The organism is Dendronalium phyllosphericum CENA369 (genome assembly GCF_016056275.1).
In the GTDB taxonomy this organism is placed as follows: domain Bacteria; phylum Cyanobacteriota; class Cyanobacteriia; order Cyanobacteriales; family Nostocaceae; genus Dendronalium; species Dendronalium phyllosphericum.
This window is the reverse complement of the sequence record NZ_JAECZA010000004.1, coordinates 27,991-48,457: the sequence shown is the minus strand read 5'-3', so window position 1 is coordinate 48,457 and position 20,467 is coordinate 27,991. Positions and strand designations below refer to the sequence as shown.

The window sequence follows — 20,467 nt, the reverse complement described above, 5'->3', positions numbered from 1 at the left end:
ATTGCTCTAAAATCTGACGACTACTTTGCCACAATTTTTACCACTAAGCAGATATTCGACAGCAGTAGGAATGGATTCTATACCGTTAAATTGAGTTTGGTCAATAGTAACTTTGAGTTTACCAGAGTAGAAAAGATTTAAGAGGCGATCGCGTGCTTTTGCCGTATGTTCTTGATAATGAGGCATGAGAAAGCCGCGAACAGAAGCAGCTTTCCAAAATAGCTGATGATAAATTCGGGATTGAATAATTAATTCTGGATTTTTTGCATATTCAGAAATAAAGCCAACCACCACTAAGCGTCCTCGCACTGCTAAGTTTTCAACACAAGTATCAAAAACTTGTTTACCCACACACTCGAAAATCAAATTAATGCCATTGGGGTATTCTTGTTTGAGAACTTGATTGAGATTTTCTGTGCGATAGTTGATAATGCGATCGCAACCTAATTCTTTCAATAACTGTGCCTTAGCTTCAGAACTGCAAGTACCAATCACATGATTACCTGCTAACTTTGCCAATTGCACGGCAATATGACCGGTTCCCCCAGCGGCGGCTGTCACTAAAACCACTTCATTACTTTTCATCTCCCCCACTTGTTCCAATGCAACCAAAGCGGATATACCTGTAGGTATTAGTGTGAGCAACTCTGGTATTGTTTGGCGTACCTTCACCGCCAAGTTTGCATCGACAACCTGATATTCTCGATAACCACCCCCACGTGCTGTAGTGATAACAGCATCACCAATTTGAAAATCTTGAACATCTTCACCCATAGCTATAACCTCTCCCATCGCTTCCACACCTAGATCGAAGGGAGGAGTTAAGTTAATATAGGGAACATCACCACGACAAAGTAAAGTGTCAAAGCCACCATTAATTCCAGCAAATTTGTTTTGAATTAAAACTTGATTAGCAGCAGGTTTAGCAATAGAAATTTCGACAAATTCAACAGCAGATTTAAAATCTCGATTGAATTGCTTTGCTATTAACTTTCTGTATTTTTCTGCATTCATTTTTTCATTCTAGATTCAATTTGCTCTTCACTTAATTGTGTAGCTAAATATTTTTACCATAATAATTATCTAAGCTTATAAAGCTTTATCCCACTCTAATTGATGAGCTAAACCATACTTGATAAAATCTTCTACTTGAGCTTTATCGCTTTTACCGAAAACACCTAAACTGTAAGGATTATCTTGCATCCGCTGTGTTACTTGTTCTTTTTCAAATTGTATTACTTCCTCTCTTGGCTTATCTGGTTTAAAAAAGTCTATAACCAAAACAGTTCTGTCATAATCAGTATAATTATGGGGACAGTGGGGATAGCTATGATCTAAAACCATAATTTTACCTTCATGCCAATAAAGCTGTTCGTGGCAAATTTTCATAGCGATATCTCCCTCTGGCACAATTAATCCTAAATAGCCACGATTCATGTGAGGGTTATAATTTACATGCAGCTTAATATCTAATCCTGGATGGAACGTACCAAAATAGACATTTCTGAGGATGGCATCATCATGAGAGTTGACTTTTTCTATGACTTTAGCCAAATTTGGGAAATATTTCTCTCTTAATACCAGTGCTTTTTGTGATGCATCTTCTGAGCCATAATCGGGATACTCTATTTGATGTAATTTAATATATTCTTCAATAAACAAACCTTTAAATAAAATACCAAAAGCACTATATTTCGCGTTACCTTTAGTTTTAATTGTTTTATTTTTCGGCCCCAAAACCTCGTAAGTAAACTTTAATTCTTGATGAGATACACGATTGATAAAGTGTGTAAACTCATCTCTAATTACTTGCCAATTATCTTGAAACCTTTCTAGAAAAAGAAATTGCTGTGGATCGAGATGATACTCGTTAAAACTTTCCATTGTCTTGTCTCCCGAAGCTGATTGAATAAAAAATCATTACATAGCGATCGCATTGGGTCTGCGTTCCGGTACGATGTGGGAATTCTTGACTAAATTAAGATATTCATCACTAACTAAAACACCATGCCCAGCGTTCTGGCATTAAAACTTTGGGTTATGTACTCATTTTAGTCTGAGGTCTGTTGTGTCTGAAGCTCCCGTATTAGATCGAATTATCAAAAATGTGCGGGTAGTTCGTCCCCATCAAGATGCGATCGAACTACTAGATTTAGGAATTAAAGATGGAAAATTTACTGATATTGCTCCTAATATTAGCCCAGACACAGCTAAAGAGGTATTTGATGGCAAAAATTTGCTAGGCTTTCCTGGGGTTGTGGATGCTCATATGCACGTTGGTATTTATCAACCCCTGAATCAAGATGCTGTGACCGAAAGCAAAGCAGCCGCAATGGGAGGCGTGACTACTAGCCTCAATTACATTCGTACAGGGCAGTATTATCTCAATAAAGGTGGCTCCTATAAAGATTTTTTCCCAGAAGTATTAGCTTTATCCGCAGGTAATTTTTTTGTTGATTATAGCTATCACGTTGCACCTATAGCTAGCCAGCATATAGACGAAATCCCTCTATTATTTGAGGAATATGGCGTATCTTCGTTTAAAATCTTCATGTTTTATGGCGGTTATGGGTTGCATGGTTTGTCAGACCAGCAAAACCTGTTTTTGATGATTAACAAAGAGGAACGGTACGATTTCGCCCATTTTGAATTCATTATGCGCGGTCTAACTCGCTTAATGAAAAAACATCCAGAAGCGCGAGATACTATCAGTTTGAGTTTGCACTGCGAAGTTGCCGAAATTCTTAACGCTTATACCAAAATAGTTGAAAATGATTCTAGTCTTAGTGGACTGCACGCTTATAGTGCAGCGCGTCCTCCGCATTCTGAAGGATTAGCAATTTGTATTGCTTCCTATTTAGCGCATGAGACTAACTGTGTAAATATCAATTTGTTGCACCTGAGTTCGCGTAAGGCAATGGAAGCAGCTTTAACTATGCAAACTGCTTTTCCCCATATTAACTTTCGCCGAGAAGTTACCGCCGGACATTTGCTATTAGATGTCGATACTCCTAATGGTACTTGGGCAAAAGTCAATCCTCCTATTCGTCCCCGTGCCGATGTAGAATACTTGTGGCAAGCAGTACTCAACCATCAAGTAGATTGGATAGTCAGCGACCATGCTTGCTGTTCTGCCGAACAAAAAAGAAGTGCTAAAGACCCGAATAATATTTGGTTGGCAAAGTCTGGTTTTGGCGGTACAGAATATTTACTTTCTGGTGTGTTGAGTGAAGGTAGTAAGCGGGGAATGTCTTACAACCACATGGCTAAGTTACTATCTTGGAACCCATCCCGGCGCTTTGGTTTGTTAGAAAAAGGTGACATTGCCATTGGCTATGATGCTGATTTGGTGCTGGTAGACCCGAATGAAACATTTGTGGTACGTGCTATTGAGTCGGAGTCGCAACAAGGTTATACACCATTTGAAGGGATAGAGTTAACAGGGCGGGTGAAGAGTACCTTTTTACGCGGAAATCTTATCTATAACAACGCAGAGGTTTTAGGTTCGCCTACTGGAATTTATTTAAAAAGAAGTAATATCGTGTCTGGTTAAAGACTTCTCATGAAAAAAGAATAAATTTTCAGGCTTTCTGGATATATTCACTTAATTATAGTAATTAATTAGTCGCACTTGATGTAATACTAATTCTCTATACAGGACACTGGATAGCAGTACGAAATACATTACCAATAATAGTTTGCTCTTTTTTAGGGGATTTACGCAAAATTAATGTGAGTCTGCAACAAAGGCAAATGTTATTGTGAAAAGTTCAAGCGATCGCAGAAACTTTGCCTGTGTCGATATCGTAATAAGCACCAACAATTTTGAGTTTGCCAGCGTGCAATAATTGGGCCAAAATCATTGAGTTCTGTTGCAATTTTTCTGCTTGGTATTGAATATTGGCAATAACTGCATCATCATTGCGATCGCCTGTGCCAATTGTGGACTTGACTTTTGCTAAAGCTGGTTTGATACTCTCAACAACATAACCAATTCTGCCAGGAAGAGGAGCATTTTTAATCGCCTCTGCTACTGCACCGCATCTTCTATGACCCAAAACTACAATTAACTGCGTACCCAGTACGGCTGTCGCATATTCCAAACTACCTATAGCCATATCACTGGCGACATTCCCAGCTACTCGGACGACAAATAAATCTCCAAGTCCTTGGTCGAAGACAATTTCCGCAGGTACTCTAGAATCTGCACAACCTAGTATGGCGGCAAATGGATACTGTGCTTTGGCAACTAATTGCAGATGTTGTAGCGATTGATGAGGATATAATCGTCTTTGATGTACGAATCTTTGATTACCATCCAGCAAGTATTGTAAAGCTAGATTAGAGTTTACTGGATTAGTGTTAGCTGAATTAACATCAGCGATCGCAGCTTCTTTACCCCAAATCAGGCTACCACCCAAAGCAGTAGCGGTAATGGCGAAGCCTCCCATACCTGCTAACCTGAAAAAATTGCGTCGCCCGATAAATCCATTAATTCGAGTCATTAATCTACCTGACAACAGTTTGTTGGCCGGAAGATATCAGACTCAACAAGGATGCAAGAGTAGGCTTTTACACGGTTTAAGAGTCATTTAATTTTTTGTAAGCGTAGAGACGCGATTAATCCCGTCTGTACAAGAGTCAGTCGTTAGTAGTGCTGAGTGCTGAGTTAGGAGTCGCAAGTCGCAAGTTATTCTCCCTTGTCTCCCTTGTCTCCCCCTACTCCCTCATCCCCCTCATCCGCCTCTGCTCTCTTAATGACCTTTACCTGCTCCTAAATACAATTCACCTACTTTCGGATCGTTCAATAATTCTTGGCCGGGACCGGAGATGGCATTGCGTCCCGATTCAAGCACATAACCGCGATGAGCCATTTCTAAAGCTTTACGAGCATTTTGTTCCACTAAGACGATGGCAGTACCGTTCTGGTTAATTTGTTTAATCTGCTCGAACACTTGCGTTACTAGAATTGGGGATAAAGCAGCAGAAGGTTCATCTAATAGCAGCAAACTAGGTTCCAACATTAAAGCTTTGCCCATAGCTAGCATTTGGCGTTCTCCTCCAGAGAGAGTACCAGCGCGTTGATGACGGCGATCGCTTAATCTGGAAAACATGGTAAATATTCGATCTTTGAGGGGTTTTAGCGGAACGTTACGAACAAAAGCTCCCATTTCTAAATTTTCTTCTACGCTGAGGGATGGGAAAACATTAGCAATTTGGGGTACGTAGCACATTCCTTTTTGGACGATTTGATTTGACTTTAGTCCAGCAATATTCTCACCTTTAAAAGTAATTGTGCCTGTATGGGGGGTTAATAGTCCAAAAATAGTTTTTGCCAAGGTGGATTTTCCAGCGCCATTGGGGCCAATTACCGTCACCAATTCACCTGGTTCAACTAAAAAATTCACACCTTGCAGGATATCTACATCTTTAATGTATCCAGCGTAGACATTTTGAATTTCTAGTAGTGGAACCGAATTCTTTACTGAACCTGACATAAAATCCTTTAAATAGGTACAAAATATAGTGATTTCAAAGTGCGATCGCCGCTTCTTAGCCACGCCGAGTAACCAGAGTCATGCTCGAAGTCATGCACTGGCTACTAGAATATTAGAATTACACAACTTAAGATGTATGCGATCGCTTCTACTGAAAAACAAAATATCCTGAGATTAAGATACCTATAGGTTTCTTGCGATCTCGATCGCTCAACTAGAAATTATTGAGCTTTTGCTCTGTTGCTACGGACTGTAAAGTAGATTCCCATCAAAGATAAAGCTGCTAGGGTAGTAGGTTCTGGAATCCTCAGTGGTTCGTCTGAAACAGTAATTTGAGCTGTTGCTACCTCGCCATTATCACCTACCTCTCCGATATAAAGGTATAGCGAACCTTTTGTAGAAACGGGACTTGTGAGGTTAAATCCTGCTTTACCGCCATCACCAAGGCTAGCGTATCCAAAGGCATTATCATTCGTTACGGAATTGCCATCAAAGTTTTGTAATGTAGCAATTGAGTTGTCAATACTATCACCAGTAGTACCAAAAAAATTACCAGATAAAGCTGGATTAGTGGTAGGACGCTGGGTTCCAGGAGTAAAAACAGTTCCTGTGGAACTGAAATCAAACAGATTCAACCCTGTAATGCCGTTGACGCTTGCAGCACTGCTAACCAAGGTTCTGCTAAGTTTAATTGCATCTAAATCAAAGCCGCTAAATTTACCAGATTCTCCACCAGTACCGATATTGCTATCACCTATCAAGATAGAATTGATATTCTCAAAGCCAATATTGGAAAGCTCGGCACGATAAACAGCAGTTCCTTGGGGATTACCACCAGTCAAGCCTGATAGCTTGGTAAAGGACAAATCGAATGTTGCAGCCGTAGCATTTTCAGCGGACATCAGGCTCACTGCTAGAGTAGCCAAATTAAACATAAAGAACTTAGAAGTAGTTAGAATACTTAGCTTTTTCATCAGTTCTAGATATTATTTTGTACTTTGCGTAAATTTCACATACCTTGTGAAACAAGCTTAAGCGCTACTTAAGTTCAGCAACCAGATATTTACTCAATTTTTATAAAAAACTTGTTAAAACTTTATCAAATATTAATATAAATTATATTATTTAAAGTATACTTACAGAAAAAACAGGCTATTTCAAAGTATTTTAAACGCCTGTTCGATCGCAGATTTTTATCTATTAAGTATGATTACGGTGTTTTTTGTAAATCTGGTCGTTCTTCTGGAACGATCGCATCAGCGACAGGGCAAACTTGGATACAGATACCACAATCAATGCAGGTAGCAAAATCTATCCAGTACCAATCCGTTCCTTTAACATTTTTCCCAGGCCCTTCATGGATGCAAGCCACAGGACAGGCATCTACGCAGTCAGCAACACCTTCACAAACATCAGTTACAATCGTGTGCGGCATTTTTTCGATTCCCTCTCTTGTAAGTCAGCTTTTTCTAGCCTAGCAGGGGATTGGGGGTGGGGGGAGTGTGGGGAGATTAGAAAAAAGCTTCTCCCCTGCTCAATGGCTTTACAACTACTTGAAAAACTATTTGAACACTTGAGTAATCAAATTAAGAATGAAGACGACAAAGATTAGTAAAATGACGAATAGGAAAAAAGAAATGATAAGTGTATCTAACCAAGTATATTGAATTGCAAGAATCAGTTTTTCTTCAGGGTTTTTGATAAATTGATTAAGACGACGATTCAGAACTTTTAATTCTGGATCGTTGCGATTGGAGTAGGTTTTAATATCGCGATCGCCACTTTCAGAACGTAATACAGCAACATAATCAGTCGTCCTTACTTCGTTATCTGAGGAATAGATACGAGTCTCAATATCCATTTTTTAACATCTTTAATTTCCTCTTTTGAGGAACGCAGTCAAGCCTGATACGTCAGCGTGCAATCTATCCGATTGAATTCCACATTTTGACAGGTAATTTCGATTGGTTCACCTATCCAAACAAAGTACCCAACAAAGGTAAAGTAGAACAGGCCAAAATATTCTCCAATTTTGAAATGTATTGCTAATGCGCGATCGCAAACTTTGTGTTGATATGTTTGGCATAGATAGCTATACGACGATCAAATTTAGATTTTAGATTCTGGATTTATTAACGAATCTAAAATCTAAAAATATTTGCTTATCTAAGCCGCTTTACAGATACAGGAGAACATCGCTTTCTATCATCGCAAGTAATAAATATTGGTAGTTGATCATCGTCGGGCGAAATTGAAAAGAAAAAGTTGTCAGGACTATAAATAGGATGCGGTGTGCGAGTTCCAGCATAGACGGGGTTATAGCCCACGATAAGTAATCCTTCTGGATGGGGCTTGAGGTACATCGTCTGATCTACAGCTTCTGTCTGGAACGATTTAATGTTAAAAAATCTGGTTCTCATAGTTCCAGAATATCCATTCATTCTGAGAATGCTTTTATGAACAATTCCAGCAGCGCTATATGTTAGTTCCCAAGTTGCAGTAATTGGGGTGACTAATTCTGATAGTTGAGCAATAGTAACTTGCGAAGATTGACTAATATCGGTTGAAGATGCAGTTGTAGGTGCTTCGGTTTCAGCTTTTTTAGCATTCGCTGACTCGACACCAAACAGCCCCATGCTACTAACTACTAAAATCCAAATCCAAGCGGTTTGTTTGATATTCATAGTTTTATGTTGTGTGATAAATGGATGAGTTGAGACTATGTACTTTGCAAGGTCATAGTATTGACAGCAAAGCTTTTGCAAACGATAAAATCATTTGCAGAGTATGCAATTCACTTGTGAAAAATCTGATTTTTGTAGAGAAGCAAATCGCTGATTAATGATTGGATAATCAGTGCGCTTTTTACCCTACAAAGGACTATCGGAGGCTAGAGCGATAATCGCCGATAATATTTACTAATCTTCACAAAAAATCTAAACTACTGTAATTTAGAGACTATTTATAAAGTAAAGACAAAATTCTTCTAGTGGTCTGTCAAGCCTAAAATAGTGCAATGTATGTTGAGTTTCGCGTTGCTCAACCCAACATCTATACGAGTTTTGGGTTTCGTTTCTCAACCAATCTATAAAATCTATATCCCCGACTTTTTTGATAAATCGGGGATCTAACTTTTCGTAAATGATTTAAAACTGTTATGGAGGTTTTTTAACTTCTTATTAATTAAGATAAGGAACATTTTGGACATTAGAACAAGGAACATCTTGTTTGAGAATAAAATTCTTCTTTTCACTTACAGTAACGATCGCACGCGTAGTAATTTGTCTACGATCGTGATATTCATTAATAAAACTAATCAGTAAACCTTTAATAGCATCACTAGATGCTGCTACTTTATCTCCAATTCCTGCCTGAGATAACTTGTTTTGGATATCTTTTGTTCTAATCACAGATGAATTTGGCTCAATAGTTTGCAACACTGCCTGAACAGCCTCGTATGCTAAGGCTGTGCGTCGATTTAAATCACCGCCCCAGTATTGACGTATCTGATCTGCAAAATCTTGTGCACCACATTGCTTTGGATGCCAGTCAACTGCAAGATATAAGGCATCTACTGTGGTTTTTTTAGGCTGATTAAGAATTTCCTGAACGTAGAGAGTATTTGCTCCTAAAATTGGTTTTTTTCCATTGTTCCAATTGATAATGTCAATTGCCTTCTTAAATGCTGTGTCATTGTTAGTCTGACCATCGGGGAATACTGCTAAAGCATCTGCCGTATTTATAATCTCCTGTGGAAGTTTGCTAGGATCAAATTTTGCGTCTGATATATCAAACTTAGCAATTACAAGTCCTTTATACATTTCTCCTTCAAGCACGCTCCTAAACTGCTCGAACAAATCTTCGCTAAACAACTCTTTACTGTTACGAAAAACAACCACTTTTCGCTTTGATTGGTCGCGACCCTGGATGAAATATTTCACTAAGCTTTCGGCTTCTACGCGAGTTGATGAAACTGTACGGAAGAATACTCTATGGGGATCGCCACCGCAGTCCCACCTCGATGCAATGTCTCGCTTCGATGGAAGGTTAACAACGCTGCTGGTTGGAGAAATAACTACAAGTGGGTTTGGCTGTTGGGAATAAACTTTTAAAGCTGCACAAGTGTTCTCAGAGGTATAGTGCCCCACCACAGCCAGAATTTTTTTATCCTGGTAGAGTTTCTCTGCAATCTGCCGAGCTTGAGCGGGGTCATTATTATCATTAGCAATAACAACTTGTAAGTCGATCCCTTTCTTATTGACTGCTACATCTTGTGCTTGAGCGACTCCTAAGAAGATACTCGCATCAATATTCAATGGTGCGGCAACAGCAATGGTGTAAATTGGCAAGTTTGGGTTGTTCTTTTGCCGATTTCTCACGAAAGCATTGTTCCGATAAATTAGGATTTCAGGGTCTTGTAGCGCATTTTTTTCCTCTGTATCAAGAAACGAAAGGCGTGGAGCATCTTCATTGTTTTCTTTGGGACGAGGATGTAGTTTATCAAAAGTTTTCACTGCTTGTTCATATTGACCTTTCTGAAATTGTTCAATACCTTCCTGTTTTTGTTTGAAATATTTTGGACTCAGTTTTACTCTACTATTAGCAATTTGCTTTTCACCATAGCTAATAAAATTTTCTATGCAGGTTGAGGGAAAAACCTGACACACAATTGGTCTACCTACAGCAAAGACTAAAACTAAAATCAAGGTAGCAAAAAAAAGAACAATCAAATAATCACGACGGAAATAAGATCGCAAGCGTGACAGTAATAATTGGGCAGGCGAAACTAAAAATCTAGTAATAAATCGACGAAGGTTAGATAGTAAGCGCCGCAGTAGTAATAGAAGGCGCAGCAGGGGAGTTGGGGTAGGCCAAACTAACTCTGGCTGATTCGGACTGACGCAAATGACGGGTAGCCAGGAAGCCGCCGGAAAATCCTTGAGTTCTATATCTTCCAGACGATCACGAGCCTTACGCACTGCTAAACAAAGAGGCGTACCTTGAGAAAATTCCTTCAATAAGTAGAGCAAGAATTCACAGGCAATGCGATCGGGCACAGGTTCCCGCATCACAATCACAACTGGCACGTTCAACTCTGTTAAAAAATCTGCAATTCCTAAGCCATCACAAGAATTGAAGATTGCCAACTTTAAACCATTCCTTACCGCTGTCGTTAAGCTTTGACGTAACGCATCTAACTGTAAAGAATTGCCTTGACTAATTTGAATTGTGCCGCTGTTTCCCTGACTGGAACTATGTCCAGCAAAAAACAAAATATCCCAATTTCTATCAAATAACAGGCGAGACAGAATTTCTGGACTCGGCTCTGATATTCTAGTAATTTCTGCTCCACGCTGTTCTAGGATCTGTAACGCTGCTTCATCTTTATCTAGTTGTAAACCACCATCAGAACTACCGAAAATAGCTAAAATTCTGATCGGTGCTTTTAGGATAGCTATTGGACGATTATAGTTAGTGAATAAAGCAAACTCAGCATTAGGAAGCTGGCTATGGCTAAATAAATCCCATAAATGCCAGGGTAGTCTACGCAAAATATCATTTTCTGTGTCAAATGCTGTAGAGCATCTAATGATAATGGGGACAGATTGATCCTTGCGGACTCTTGCATTTGCCCGAATGCGATCGCGCAAACTACTGAAAGCAGTATGCCGAAACCATGTCCTACAACGGTCACGTAGGTCTGTAGTTCTTTGTCTCCAATCTGCATAGGATACGTTCGTTTCTTGTCCAGAAACCGCTTGAAGCGCACGACTGTGCTTTAGTGATATTTCCTGCCATTCTTCATACAATTGCAGCATTTCAGGTGCGGCAGGAATAGGAGGTAAATCATTATATTCTTGAATAGTTCGACCATCTTCTAAAATCTGAAGCGACAGGGTAAACCCCTCAGCGAAGCTACCCGTACTAATTCGGATAACGACAGCAACGTTTTGAGGGAATTGAAGGCTAGAGGGGGACTGCACCATAGACAACAATAGGAGAGCGCCTGGAGATAAAGAATTTCTTAAGAAACAATTCAGGAGTCAGGAGGAGGCAGTGCGTTGCGGAGGTTCCCTCCGTTGTAGCAACTGCCGTCCACAATTCACGAGAATTCTTTGCGACTGACGGATGATAAAGGGGTTTAAGCTCCCAACTCAATCTTCTCCTCTCAAATACGTTACGCAAACGATTTGGCGGTCTTCAATTAGGTAGTTGTCTAAAACCTTATCTAATCACATTGTGAATTCTGTATTCTTCTTCAATTAGATAAGCATGATTAAGCGTGATTATGCAATAGGAAGTTACAGAACAAAACTATCAGTAAAGCTGGCATCATTGAGAACGACACGGGCACTAAAGCGATCGCCTGCATCCGCTGTAAATTTGAACTGTATATAGCGATCTTGCTGTCGCGATTCCACTTCAGAAAACGGATTTCCGGTTTCATCCAGCACGATCAGCTTTAATCTCAACGGCAGATGAGATAGTTGCTGCTGAGGATACACTCGCAGGAGAATTAACATTTTGCCATCTGACTTAGGCAAAATACCGACCATCAGTCCTAGCGGATACCCTATCAGATAAATTCCTAAATCTTTGGCACTGATTACCGGACAGTCGGGATGTTGGGGATCTAGTTGCCACAACAACTCAGCCGACTGCCAGCGAATTTCATCATCTTGGGTAGTTTGGATCAGATTTACCAAAGCTTCTTGGGGATTTAGATGAAGCGGAGTAGATTGCACCAAATTAGAAGACTGTCCGCGATAGAGTTGTTCAACCCGCTGGCGAATGGGGTCTTCACCTCGTTGTTGAAGTTGTGGCTGATAAAGTTGTGTAATCTCTCCTTTAATAGTGATGAGTAAGTCTTGCGGGGGTTGCCAATCAGATTCAAACCTTTTTTTTAGCCATTGCCTGAGTTGAACAACTGGTTCTGCTGGCGGCTCTAACGTCAAACGGTCCAGTAATATATCGAGGGGTTGAAAATAGCTGCGCGGTAGTTCAGACACTGAGACGGATTCTACAAATCCTAAAATTTCTCCTTCTTGGTAGGGTTCATCAAGTTGAATCATCACGTAGCCAAAGCGTTCTGACCATACTTCTTGGGGAATTGTACATTTGCGATCGCTCTGACGAAGCGACCTACACTCTAAAAAGCCTTGCAAACTGGGAATATACAAGTCTGCAATATTTTCTACCAAGCGATTGAGAGGATTCCAGCTATGACTTGCTTCTAAATCGGTGTCGATGCCTAACAGTTGTAAATAACGCCTAGTCACTAACACGGCTAACGTATTCCGATAAACTTGTTGCGATCGCTCTTGAGTTGGCTGTTGTTGAGCAAACTGGTACGCCTGACATCGATCGGTAGCTGTAATGGGAATTGCGATCGGCATAAATTTTGCTGTGGTATCAATCATAATTTGTGTGAAAAAAGGGCCAAACTTTGCGAAATATTATTCAGGTAATAACTTTCTGAATAGTGGGAAACATCGTGTTTTACAAAATCTCTTCAGCGCCAATAATTCGACACCATACTTTTGGGCGAGATCGTCCCAAGAAAACTCTCCTGAATTACCCAATACCTTCAAAATATCAATTAACAAAACGTGACAGTTGACATGAGGATGACTCTGCATTCGACAATTACTCAACTGATGGGAATTATTTCCCACCAACTCCAACCATTCTTGGATCGTTTCATGCCAGCGATCGGGTTTTGGTGCAGGAGGATAAATCGACTCATTATCTTCTTCATCTGCTGGAAGATTTAACCGTCTACCCTGTTCCGTGGCTCTTTCTTGAATGACATCTTGAATGATCCATCTTAACTTTTGGTTAAACCAGGTGACAAAGCCTGCCAGTGCTGGATTATACTCATCAAAATGTTCCATAAACCATATCCAGGTTCGTGATAGCGCTTCACTATAGACATCTGGTAATATCCCTCTACCTTGCCAAATTGATCTGGAAGACCTCATCATATTAATAATGAGATCCTTTGCCCGCTTTGCTTGATTTAGGTTATCAGTTTGACATGCTTGCTCAAATATCCATTGCCGTGCAGGAATGTCGTTCATAATTTCTTGCAGCTTTTTTGGTTGCTGTAATAGCCTGCTGCTTTCAATTGGATAATTTAAAGCAGCCTGAAGCAAGCCAATCAGAGGAGAGTTATTACACATAAAGCAATACAGTTGAGTTAAGCATTTCTTCCTTCTCTTGATTTATCTCTTTGCGTTCTCTGCGCCTCTGTGGTTAGTTAAAAAAATTAACTTTGACAAAGAACTTTTAGCTTTCACTGAACCGTATTGACACATAGAGGTTATTCAGACCCCATCAGTTTAGGTTTGAATATTATGACAGTACCTCCCCTCCTCTTACTTGCCTGATAGGCTATCGAAGCGAGAGACTGGGATATTCTAGATTATTCACAAAACTTTATTAGAAGATGTCCAAGCAAGCAAAAAATGTTTAGCTAAAATTTGCCACTTATCCACTTAAGGAGGTGAAATGGAACCGACACCAGAGCAGAAGACGGTGATGTACAGGATTTGTCAACAATTAACAAAAATGTACACACCTATATATTTAGTAACTACCGACACTAGAACAGGCGACTTAATCATTATTGCTGGTGAAGAGATAGAAGCATCAATTAGCCCAGAAGGAAAGGTGAGTTATGAGTCAACCGAAGCCGAATTTTGAACAAATGACCATGAAAGACCTAAGACAGTACATTTTAGTTCATAGAGACGATGAGGATGCTATTCATGCAATGGCGATACGTCTTCGCAATCAGGGGAAAACAGTTACAGTTGAAGAGTTTTTAGAACATATCAAACAGCAAACTCATGAAAAGTAAAAGGGAGTAGGAGTCGCAGAGAAGGGGACAAGGTGACAAGGAGAATAACCAATCCCCAGTCCCTACTAACGCAATGTTTCAATTTTTGGTGAGCCGCTGGGTTCAATCCAAGCGATTTGGGCAATGCCGCGATCGCGTGCGTACTGCCGAATGGCTTGGGCATCTCTGCCACCTAAATCGATTTCTACTCGCACTAGATGGGTGGAATCGCGCAGTTTTTGCGCGTAGGCAAAGGTCGCAGCGTCAGCAGTTGGTGTCTGTGATACTACCAACCAGTTGCTAGCTGGGGTTCCTTGCGGTAATTGCTGAGTAGATAAAAGAACTTGGTATAAATCTTCAATGTTGAGTACAAAACCAATTCCAGGAATATCTTCTCCTTGAGGATGATATAGTCCCAGAAGCTTGTCATAGCGACCACCACGCCCTAAAACTCTTGTTTGCGCTCCGGTATTACTTACTACTTCAAAGACGATACCAGTATAGTAGTCGATAGTTTGAATCAAGCTGAGGTCTAAAATAACAGGGAAATTACCTCCTGATTCTAATAATTCTACCAGAGATTTCAGGTTATTTACTGCCTCTTGTTGGTCTGCATCTAGACCAAGATTGCTGACTTTTTGCAACACATCGGCACTCGTACCGCGTAAATCCAGCATGATGCGGGCGCGATCGCGCAGTTCGTCGCTTAAGGGTAGAGTATCTATAGTAATGCGGTCGAGATTAGCGATCGCATTCCGGACTTTCGCTTGGAGATGAGCGGGAAAGACATCAAGAAGCGATCGCGTAATTCCCGCTTCGCCTAAAATTAAATGCCAACCCTGTAAACCCAACGCTGACAAACAATTGCCTGCCAATAGCAGCACTTCTGCATTTGCCAGCAATCCGCCTCCACCTAACAACTCAACCCCAGCTTGATAAAACTCTTGCTGACGATTGTGCCTGTTTTCCCAAGTGCGGCGGAAGACGTTGGCATTGTAGTACAGTCGTTGCGGATAACGCATATCTGCCATGCGTGTGACAACCGCACGTGCGATCGAGGCTGTCAATTCTGGGCGCAGTCCTAACTCTTCATCTTGACCATTTTGCAGTTGAATTACCATTTGGCGTTGAATCGCTTCTCCTGCCATCAAGGTATCCATGCGTTCCAATGTCGAGGTGATAATCCTGTGATATCCCCAACGGTGAAACACTTGCTGTAATCTGTCTTCAATCCAGCGTTTTTGAGCCACATCTAAAGGTAATAAATCCCTGGCTCCCGCTGCTGGTTGATACACCATTAATCCTCCATTATATGAGTTCCGTTCAGCTGCAAAATCTCCTCATATATGGGATAAGATTACCATGGTATAGAACGATTAGACTGGTTCTCACACTAGTATGCAATAGCATCTAGCGTGAGTTGCTGACTACTTTTTCTTGCCACCAAATAAACCACCAAATAAACCCCCACCTCCTGGTTTATCTGGTTGTTTCGTTCCAGTATTTGGAGATGAAGTTACTTTAGAGGTACTGGATTGTTGCCCTAAAGCCTTCTCTATTTTAGGTTTCCATGTCGTCGCTACTTGGTCGTTGGGGTCTAGTTTCAGAGCATTGTCAAAATGAATTTTAGCCATCTTTAGCTGATTCTGCTTTAAATAAACCAATCCAATCAAACTATGACAGCGACTACTTTTAGGCTCAAGCTTCAAAGCATCTTGTAACTCTACCTTGGCTTGGGCAAATTGATTTTTATCGACCAAACTTTGAGCGCGACGAATATATTGTTCGGCTATGGAATCTTCTTTGGCTGGTACTGCTGGAGGTGGTGATGCTGGTGTGTTTGGCTTTGACGTACCTGAGTTAGTTGCAGGTTTAGCAGATGGCGGCGGTGCTGCGAAGGCTTTACCAGCACTCCGCATTAAGTAAACTAAATTCAACTCGCTAATTTGGCAAATGACTTGAATTGATTGCTGCAACGAGTCATATTGAGTTTCGGCAATTTTCGCGATCGCAGTTTTGTAGAGATGATCGATATTTGGGGCAGCGGCTAGCTGTCTAGCTAAATCGGTACTCAGTTCCACCGAAGCAGATTCTTGTACTAAACGCTTGCCCATTTGAGACAAAAGTACAATGTATTCGGTGCGATCGCGTTCTCCAGTCAGTTTTTCGTAAGCTGGGTTAACTAACTTTGATAATAATTCACTGGCTAGCTGCTTTTCTACGGCAGTGGTCATAGCACCGCTATCGGGATGTAAGCGGCGGGCGATTTGCAAATAGCGTTTACGTATATCTTTCACATCCGCATCAACTGAAACGCACAAAATTGCGTGATGGTCTATGAAATCATATTTAAATAATCCACGATCTATTTTTAATGACATAAGGCGGTTTTGCACCAAAGGAGCTGTTAGATTTTTTCTAGTTTAGTTTGCCCAATTAGCAATCCGGCAGTAGCAAATTTTCGGTAGTTAGCAAGAGTAATTTGCGTGTGCTGAGTTCCAAAGATGAGAATGCAAAGACTGATGTTCGCCAGATTTTAAAGAAATGGTATTAGATCGCACATCTGGCAAGACAAGAAGAAGGAATAAATACCTTGTTTGTAAAGCTAGAATAACTTTCTTTACATTCAATAATGTTCTTAAATTCCTTTAATGTCATTAATTTAACCTAAATACTTGAGTACCAGTACATTAATTGCTAGCTAGCTTATGGCTGTTGAGTCAAGCGATCGCTAATAAAAATCTTTGGAAATGAGACAATTATGCAAATCAAGCTGGTAAGTATAGAGTGCAATGCCTCAAATGTAACTGCTACTAAATGCAGACATAGCATTTAACATTTTTAGGAATAACCAAATAATCACATTATGGCAAATACTAAAAGCTCAAAATTACTGAATAGTCCAGCAATCTTAGAGAGCGATGAGACAGTGCTGGCTAAACCTTACCAAGTTATACCTGGGTATGATAGTCCTTATCCGCTTGGACTGACAAACATCAACGGTACTCTCTACTTCTTTACTTCTTTCGAGTTAACTGACAACCCAGACTACATAGGTATTCGCTTATGGAAGAGTGATGGTACAAAGGCTGGTACCATCCCAGTCAAGGATGTCTACAGTATCTCCGCAGTCCGGAATGAAGGCGTTGAACCCGATGCAGTGACCAGCATCAACGGCATCTTTTACTTCCTGAAATTTACTACATTGTGGAGAAGTGATAGTACTCCAGAGGGTACTGGTGCAGAAGTTATTTTTCCTAGCGCCGTTGGTATGTATTATGCTCGATTCCTGGCAAACATCAACGGCACTCTCTATTTCTCTGCTCCTAACCCCGATTCTGGACTATACAATTATGATTTGTGGAAGAGCGATGGCACTCAAGAGGGGACTTTCCGACTCAAAGAATTATACCCTGACGACAGTTTCGTTACTATTGACTCATTAGTAAACATTAACGATACAGTCTATTTTACTGTTAGTAGGACATCTGACGACGGAGAAGGCAACTCTTTCAGGCAAACTTCATTATGGAAAAGCGATGGCACTACTACTGGCAGCATTCTCTTGAAAGAATTCGGTAGTGACATTTATTCCTACGACTTGATAACGGTTAACAATATTCTCTATTTCACTAGCGATGGTTTGTGGAAAAGTGATGGCACTGAGGCTGGCACTGTCAAAGTCAAAGATATCAATGCTGTCAGTCTGAGAAACTTCAACAACACTCTCTACTTCCTTGGTAATGACGGTATCCACGGTTATGAGTTGTGGGCAATTAAAACTGACAATGTTATTAACGGCAGCGGCAGTCGTGACCCCTTGACTGGTACTGCTGGGGACGATCGCATCATTGGCGGTACTGGTAGCAAAACAATTACAGGTGGCGCTGGTAATGATGATTTTGTTTATACCAGCATCAAAGAAGTCGGTCAGCGCATCACTGATTTTACTGTTGGTGAGGACAAAATTGTGCTGACTCAACTTTTAGATAGTCTTGTGTCTGGTGGCTATAACGGCAGCGATGCGATCGCTGATGGTTATGTGCGATTAGTAAAGGGCAGCACAGCTAATACTACTATCCTGCAAATTGACCGCGATGGTGCAATTGGTAATGCCGTCTTCAGAAACTTCATTGAGTTAGACAATGTGACACCCCAGGCAATGAACAACCTCAGTAACTTTAGTATTCTAGAGATTCCCTTATTTCCAAAGCGATCGCACTTGAAAAATCTCTAGAAAACGGAACAATTAGGCAAATTAAGCTGGTAAGTGTATAGGGCGATCGCTTCAAATACTACTGCTAAAGATGCTGACATTGGCATTGAACATTTTTTGGAGTAATCAAACAATCACGTTATGGCAAATACTAAAAAATCACCATTACTTAGTAATTCAACAACCTCGAAGGACTATAGTATCGAACTGGCTAAACCTTACTTGGTAAGTGACATTGTGCCCGGCTCTGATGGTTCTTATCCTTTCAGCCTAACAAGTGTTAACGATACCCTCTATTTCTTTACTTCTTTTAGTTTAGATGACCCAGACGAGGTAGGTATTCGTTTGTGGAAGAGCAATGGTACAGAAGCTGGCACCGTCGCCCTTAAGGATATCTCCTCTTTCTCCTACCGTTACTATGAACCATATGACCTGACAAACGTTAATGATGTCCTTTACTTCCTTACTTACTTCTCTAGATTATGGAAAAGCGATGGAACTTCCGAGGGTACTGTTGCAATCGACCTTCCAGGCGGCTATGGATATCCTCCTCACTTACTGGCAAACATCAACGGCATCCTTTATTTCTCTGCTTCTAATGACGACTCCCATGATGATTTGTGGAAAAGCGATGGTACAAAAGAGGGTACTTTCCGCCTAAGAGAACTTTATCCTGGCGATGGATTTATTTATATTTCGTCAGCCACAAAGATGAACAGTACGCTCTATTTTGCTGTTGGTAGTGACAATGCACCACCGATATTGTGGAAAAGCGATGGCACTACTGCGGGTACCGTTCCATTCAAAGAATTTACTAGTGGGAATGCTTTCTACGAACTGACGACGGTTAAGAACATTTTCTATTTCACTAGATACGGTGAGTTGTGGAAAAGTGATGGAACTTCCGAGGGTACTGTCGAAGTCAAAGATATCGCAGCTTCATATTTGAGAAACTTCAACGACACTCTCTATTTCCTAAGCGATCCCAATCCTAACGACGGTATCGACGGTGATGAATTGTGGAAAACTGATGGTACAGCTACTGGTACTGTCCTAGTTAAAGATATTAATCCAGGGCCATCTGGTAGTTTTGCTTACCGCAGCAATAACTTTATAACTGAGGTCAATAGTACTCTCTATTTCTATGCCGACGATGGTACTCACGGTCTAGAGTTGTGGAAAAGCGATGGCACTGAGGCTGGCACTGTCTTAGTTAAAGACATCAACCCAGGCTCTGATAGTTCTATTGTCATCAACGGTAATAGTGTGCAAGATCCCCTACTAACAGGTGTTAATGGTACTCTTTATTTCTATGCTGATGACGGCACCCACGGTGGGGAGTTGTGGAAAAGCGATGGCACAGCAGAAGGCACTGTCTTGGTAGAAGATATCAAGCCTGGGGCTGGTAGTTCTAATATATCCGATCTAGCTAACGTTGATGGTACGCTCTATTTCAATGCTGACGATGGCATCCACGGTAATGAGTTGTGGGCAATTAAAACTGACAATACTATCAACGGCAATGGTAGTCGTGACCCCTTGACTGGCACTGCTGGGAGCGATCGCATCGTTGGCGGTACTGGCAAAAAAACAATTACAGGTGGTGCTGGTAATGATGAATTTGTTTACACCAGTATCAAGGAAGTCGGTCAGCGCATCACTGATTTTACTGTTGGTGAGGACAAAATTGTGCTGACTCAACTGCTGGATAGCTTGGTGTCTGGTGGCTATAACGGTAGTGATGCGATCGCTGATGGCTACGTCCGCCTGGTAAAGGGCAGCAGTGCTAATAGTACTATCCTGCAAATCGACCGCGATGGTGCAACTGGTAATGCCGTCTTCAGAAACTTCATTGAGTTAGACAATGTGACACCCCAGGCGATGAACAACCTCAATAACTTTGTATTCTAG

At 40.9% G+C, this 20,467-nt stretch carries 18 protein-coding genes; 5 read left to right on the top strand and 13 right to left on the bottom strand.

Annotation, left to right across the window (positions count from 1 at the left end; all coding sequences use genetic code 11):
* Window positions 1-6 precede the first annotated feature (6 nt).
* A complete protein-coding gene (locus tag I8752_RS01980) occupies window positions 7-1,014 on the bottom strand; it encodes a zinc-binding dehydrogenase (RefSeq protein ID WP_214430651.1) in 1,008 nt (335 codons plus the stop codon).
* 75 nt (window positions 1,015-1,089) lie between these two features.
* Window positions 1,090-1,884 (bottom strand): aspartyl/asparaginyl beta-hydroxylase domain-containing protein, encoded by a 795-nt coding sequence (locus I8752_RS01975; RefSeq protein WP_214430650.1) that lies wholly within the window; start codon window positions 1,882-1,884, stop codon window positions 1,090-1,092.
* A gap of 184 nt (window positions 1,885-2,068) precedes the next feature.
* Here I8752_RS01975 and I8752_RS01970 point away from each other — a divergent pair, with 184 nt between their 5' ends.
* Window positions 2,069-3,553, top strand: coding sequence for an amidohydrolase family protein (locus I8752_RS01970; protein WP_214430649.1), 1,485 nt, complete (start codon window positions 2,069-2,071; stop codon window positions 3,551-3,553).
* A gap of 217 nt (window positions 3,554-3,770) precedes the next feature.
* Here I8752_RS01970 and I8752_RS01965 read toward each other — a convergent pair whose 3' ends face one another.
* From I8752_RS01965 to I8752_RS01925, 9 genes are all read right to left on the bottom strand, one after another.
* Window positions 3,771-4,505 (bottom strand): carbonic anhydrase, encoded by a 735-nt coding sequence (locus I8752_RS01965; protein ID WP_214430648.1) that lies wholly within the window; start codon window positions 4,503-4,505, stop codon window positions 3,771-3,773.
* Window positions 4,506-4,754: 249 nt separating this feature from the next.
* Complete coding sequence (locus I8752_RS01960; protein ID WP_214430647.1) at window positions 4,755-5,498, bottom strand: ABC transporter ATP-binding protein; 744 nt, start codon at window positions 5,496-5,498, stop codon at window positions 4,755-4,757.
* 221 nt (window positions 5,499-5,719) lie between these two features.
* Complete coding sequence (locus tag I8752_RS01955) at window positions 5,720-6,400, bottom strand: PEP-CTERM sorting domain-containing protein (RefSeq protein WP_214430646.1); 681 nt, start codon at window positions 6,398-6,400, stop codon at window positions 5,720-5,722.
* A 308-nt stretch (window positions 6,401-6,708) separates the two neighbouring features.
* Window positions 6,709-6,933: an indolepyruvate ferredoxin oxidoreductase subunit alpha gene (locus I8752_RS01950; protein ID WP_066380485.1), complete on the bottom strand. Its 225-nt coding sequence runs from the start codon at window positions 6,931-6,933 to the stop codon at window positions 6,709-6,711.
* A 126-nt stretch (window positions 6,934-7,059) separates the two neighbouring features.
* Entirely contained in the window at window positions 7,060-7,359 is a 300-nt protein-coding gene (locus I8752_RS01945; RefSeq protein WP_214430645.1) for a hypothetical protein, read from the bottom strand.
* Between the two features lie 301 nt (window positions 7,360-7,660).
* Window positions 7,661-8,182 (bottom strand): hypothetical protein, encoded by a 522-nt coding sequence (locus tag I8752_RS01940; RefSeq protein ID WP_214430644.1) that lies wholly within the window; start codon window positions 8,180-8,182, stop codon window positions 7,661-7,663.
* A gap of 495 nt (window positions 8,183-8,677) precedes the next feature.
* Window positions 8,678-11,485: an ABC transporter substrate-binding protein gene (locus tag I8752_RS01935; RefSeq protein ID WP_214430643.1), complete on the bottom strand. Its 2,808-nt coding sequence runs from the start codon at window positions 11,483-11,485 to the stop codon at window positions 8,678-8,680.
* Window positions 11,486-11,800: 315 nt separating this feature from the next.
* On the bottom strand, window positions 11,801-12,919 hold the full coding sequence (locus tag I8752_RS01930) for a DUF1822 family protein (RefSeq protein ID WP_214430642.1): 1,119 nt from the start codon (window positions 12,917-12,919) through the stop codon (window positions 11,801-11,803).
* A gap of 36 nt (window positions 12,920-12,955) precedes the next feature.
* On the bottom strand, window positions 12,956-13,681 hold the full coding sequence (locus I8752_RS01925; protein ID WP_214430641.1) for a hypothetical protein: 726 nt from the start codon (window positions 13,679-13,681) through the stop codon (window positions 12,956-12,958).
* A gap of 328 nt (window positions 13,682-14,009) precedes the next feature.
* Between I8752_RS01925 and I8752_RS01920 the strand changes: the two genes are divergently transcribed.
* Together I8752_RS01920 and I8752_RS01915 are read left to right on the top strand one after the other, a co-directional pair.
* A complete protein-coding gene (locus I8752_RS01920) occupies window positions 14,010-14,204 on the top strand; it encodes a DUF6888 family protein (RefSeq protein WP_214430640.1) in 195 nt (64 codons plus the stop codon).
* Window positions 14,179-14,361, top strand: coding sequence for a DUF6887 family protein (locus tag I8752_RS01915; protein WP_214430639.1), 183 nt, complete (start codon window positions 14,179-14,181; stop codon window positions 14,359-14,361). The genes I8752_RS01920 and I8752_RS01915 overlap by 26 nt, the downstream gene beginning before the upstream one ends.
* Before the next feature lie 65 nt (window positions 14,362-14,426).
* Here the strand turns inward: I8752_RS01915 and I8752_RS01910 are convergent, their stop codons facing one another.
* Complete coding sequence (locus I8752_RS01910) at window positions 14,427-15,638, bottom strand: ATP phosphoribosyltransferase regulatory subunit (protein WP_214430638.1); 1,212 nt, start codon at window positions 15,636-15,638, stop codon at window positions 14,427-14,429.
* A gap of 129 nt (window positions 15,639-15,767) precedes the next feature.
* Window positions 15,768-16,721, bottom strand: coding sequence for a J domain-containing protein (locus I8752_RS01905; RefSeq protein WP_214430637.1), 954 nt, complete (start codon window positions 16,719-16,721; stop codon window positions 15,768-15,770).
* 485 nt (window positions 16,722-17,206) lie between these two features.
* On the opposite strand from I8752_RS01905, the gene I8752_RS01900 reads away from it, so the two are divergent.
* Both I8752_RS01900 and I8752_RS01895 read left to right on the top strand, forming a co-directional pair.
* Complete coding sequence (locus I8752_RS01900) at window positions 17,207-18,577, top strand: type I secretion C-terminal target domain-containing protein (RefSeq protein WP_214430636.1); 1,371 nt, start codon at window positions 17,207-17,209, stop codon at window positions 18,575-18,577.
* Window positions 18,578-18,697: 120 nt separating this feature from the next.
* Window positions 18,698-20,467, top strand: coding sequence for an ELWxxDGT repeat protein (locus tag I8752_RS01895; protein ID WP_214430635.1), 1,770 nt, complete (start codon window positions 18,698-18,700; stop codon window positions 20,465-20,467).

Coding starts and splice junctions, on each gene's coding strand:
- I8752_RS01980 (WP_214430651.1), bottom strand. CDS start 1,014: ATGAATGCAGAAAAATACAGAAAGTTAATAGCAAAGCAATTCAATCGA.
- I8752_RS01975 (WP_214430650.1), bottom strand. CDS start 1,884: ATGGAAAGTTTTAACGAGTATCATCTCGATCCACAGCAATTTCTTTTT.
- I8752_RS01965 (WP_214430648.1), bottom strand. CDS start 4,505: ATGACTCGAATTAATGGATTTATCGGGCGACGCAATTTTTTCAGGTTA.
- I8752_RS01960 (WP_214430647.1), bottom strand. CDS start 5,498: ATGTCAGGTTCAGTAAAGAATTCGGTTCCACTACTAGAAATTCAAAAT.
- I8752_RS01955 (WP_214430646.1), bottom strand. CDS start 6,400: ATGTCCGCTGAAAATGCTACGGCTGCAACATTCGATTTGTCCTTTACC.
- I8752_RS01950 (WP_066380485.1), bottom strand. CDS start 6,933: ATGCCGCACACGATTGTAACTGATGTTTGTGAAGGTGTTGCTGACTGC.
- I8752_RS01945 (WP_214430645.1), bottom strand. CDS start 7,359: ATGGATATTGAGACTCGTATCTATTCCTCAGATAACGAAGTAAGGACG.
- I8752_RS01940 (WP_214430644.1), bottom strand. CDS start 8,182: ATGAATATCAAACAAACCGCTTGGATTTGGATTTTAGTAGTTAGTAGC.
- I8752_RS01935 (WP_214430643.1), bottom strand. CDS start 11,485: ATGGTGCAGTCCCCCTCTAGCCTTCAATTCCCTCAAAACGTTGCTGTC.
- I8752_RS01930 (WP_214430642.1), bottom strand. CDS start 12,919: ATGATTGATACCACAGCAAAATTTATGCCGATCGCAATTCCCATTACA.
- I8752_RS01925 (WP_214430641.1), bottom strand. CDS start 13,681: ATGTGTAATAACTCTCCTCTGATTGGCTTGCTTCAGGCTGCTTTAAAT.
- I8752_RS01920 (WP_214430640.1), top strand. CDS start 14,010: ATGGAACCGACACCAGAGCAGAAGACGGTGATGTACAGGATTTGTCAA.
- I8752_RS01915 (WP_214430639.1), top strand. CDS start 14,179: ATGAGTCAACCGAAGCCGAATTTTGAACAAATGACCATGAAAGACCTA.
- I8752_RS01910 (WP_214430638.1), bottom strand. CDS start 15,638: ATGGTGTATCAACCAGCAGCGGGAGCCAGGGATTTATTACCTTTAGAT.
- I8752_RS01905 (WP_214430637.1), bottom strand. CDS start 16,721: ATGTCATTAAAAATAGATCGTGGATTATTTAAATATGATTTCATAGAC.
- I8752_RS01900 (WP_214430636.1), top strand. CDS start 17,207: ATGGCAAATACTAAAAGCTCAAAATTACTGAATAGTCCAGCAATCTTA.
- I8752_RS01895 (WP_214430635.1), top strand. CDS start 18,698: ATGGCAAATACTAAAAAATCACCATTACTTAGTAATTCAACAACCTCG.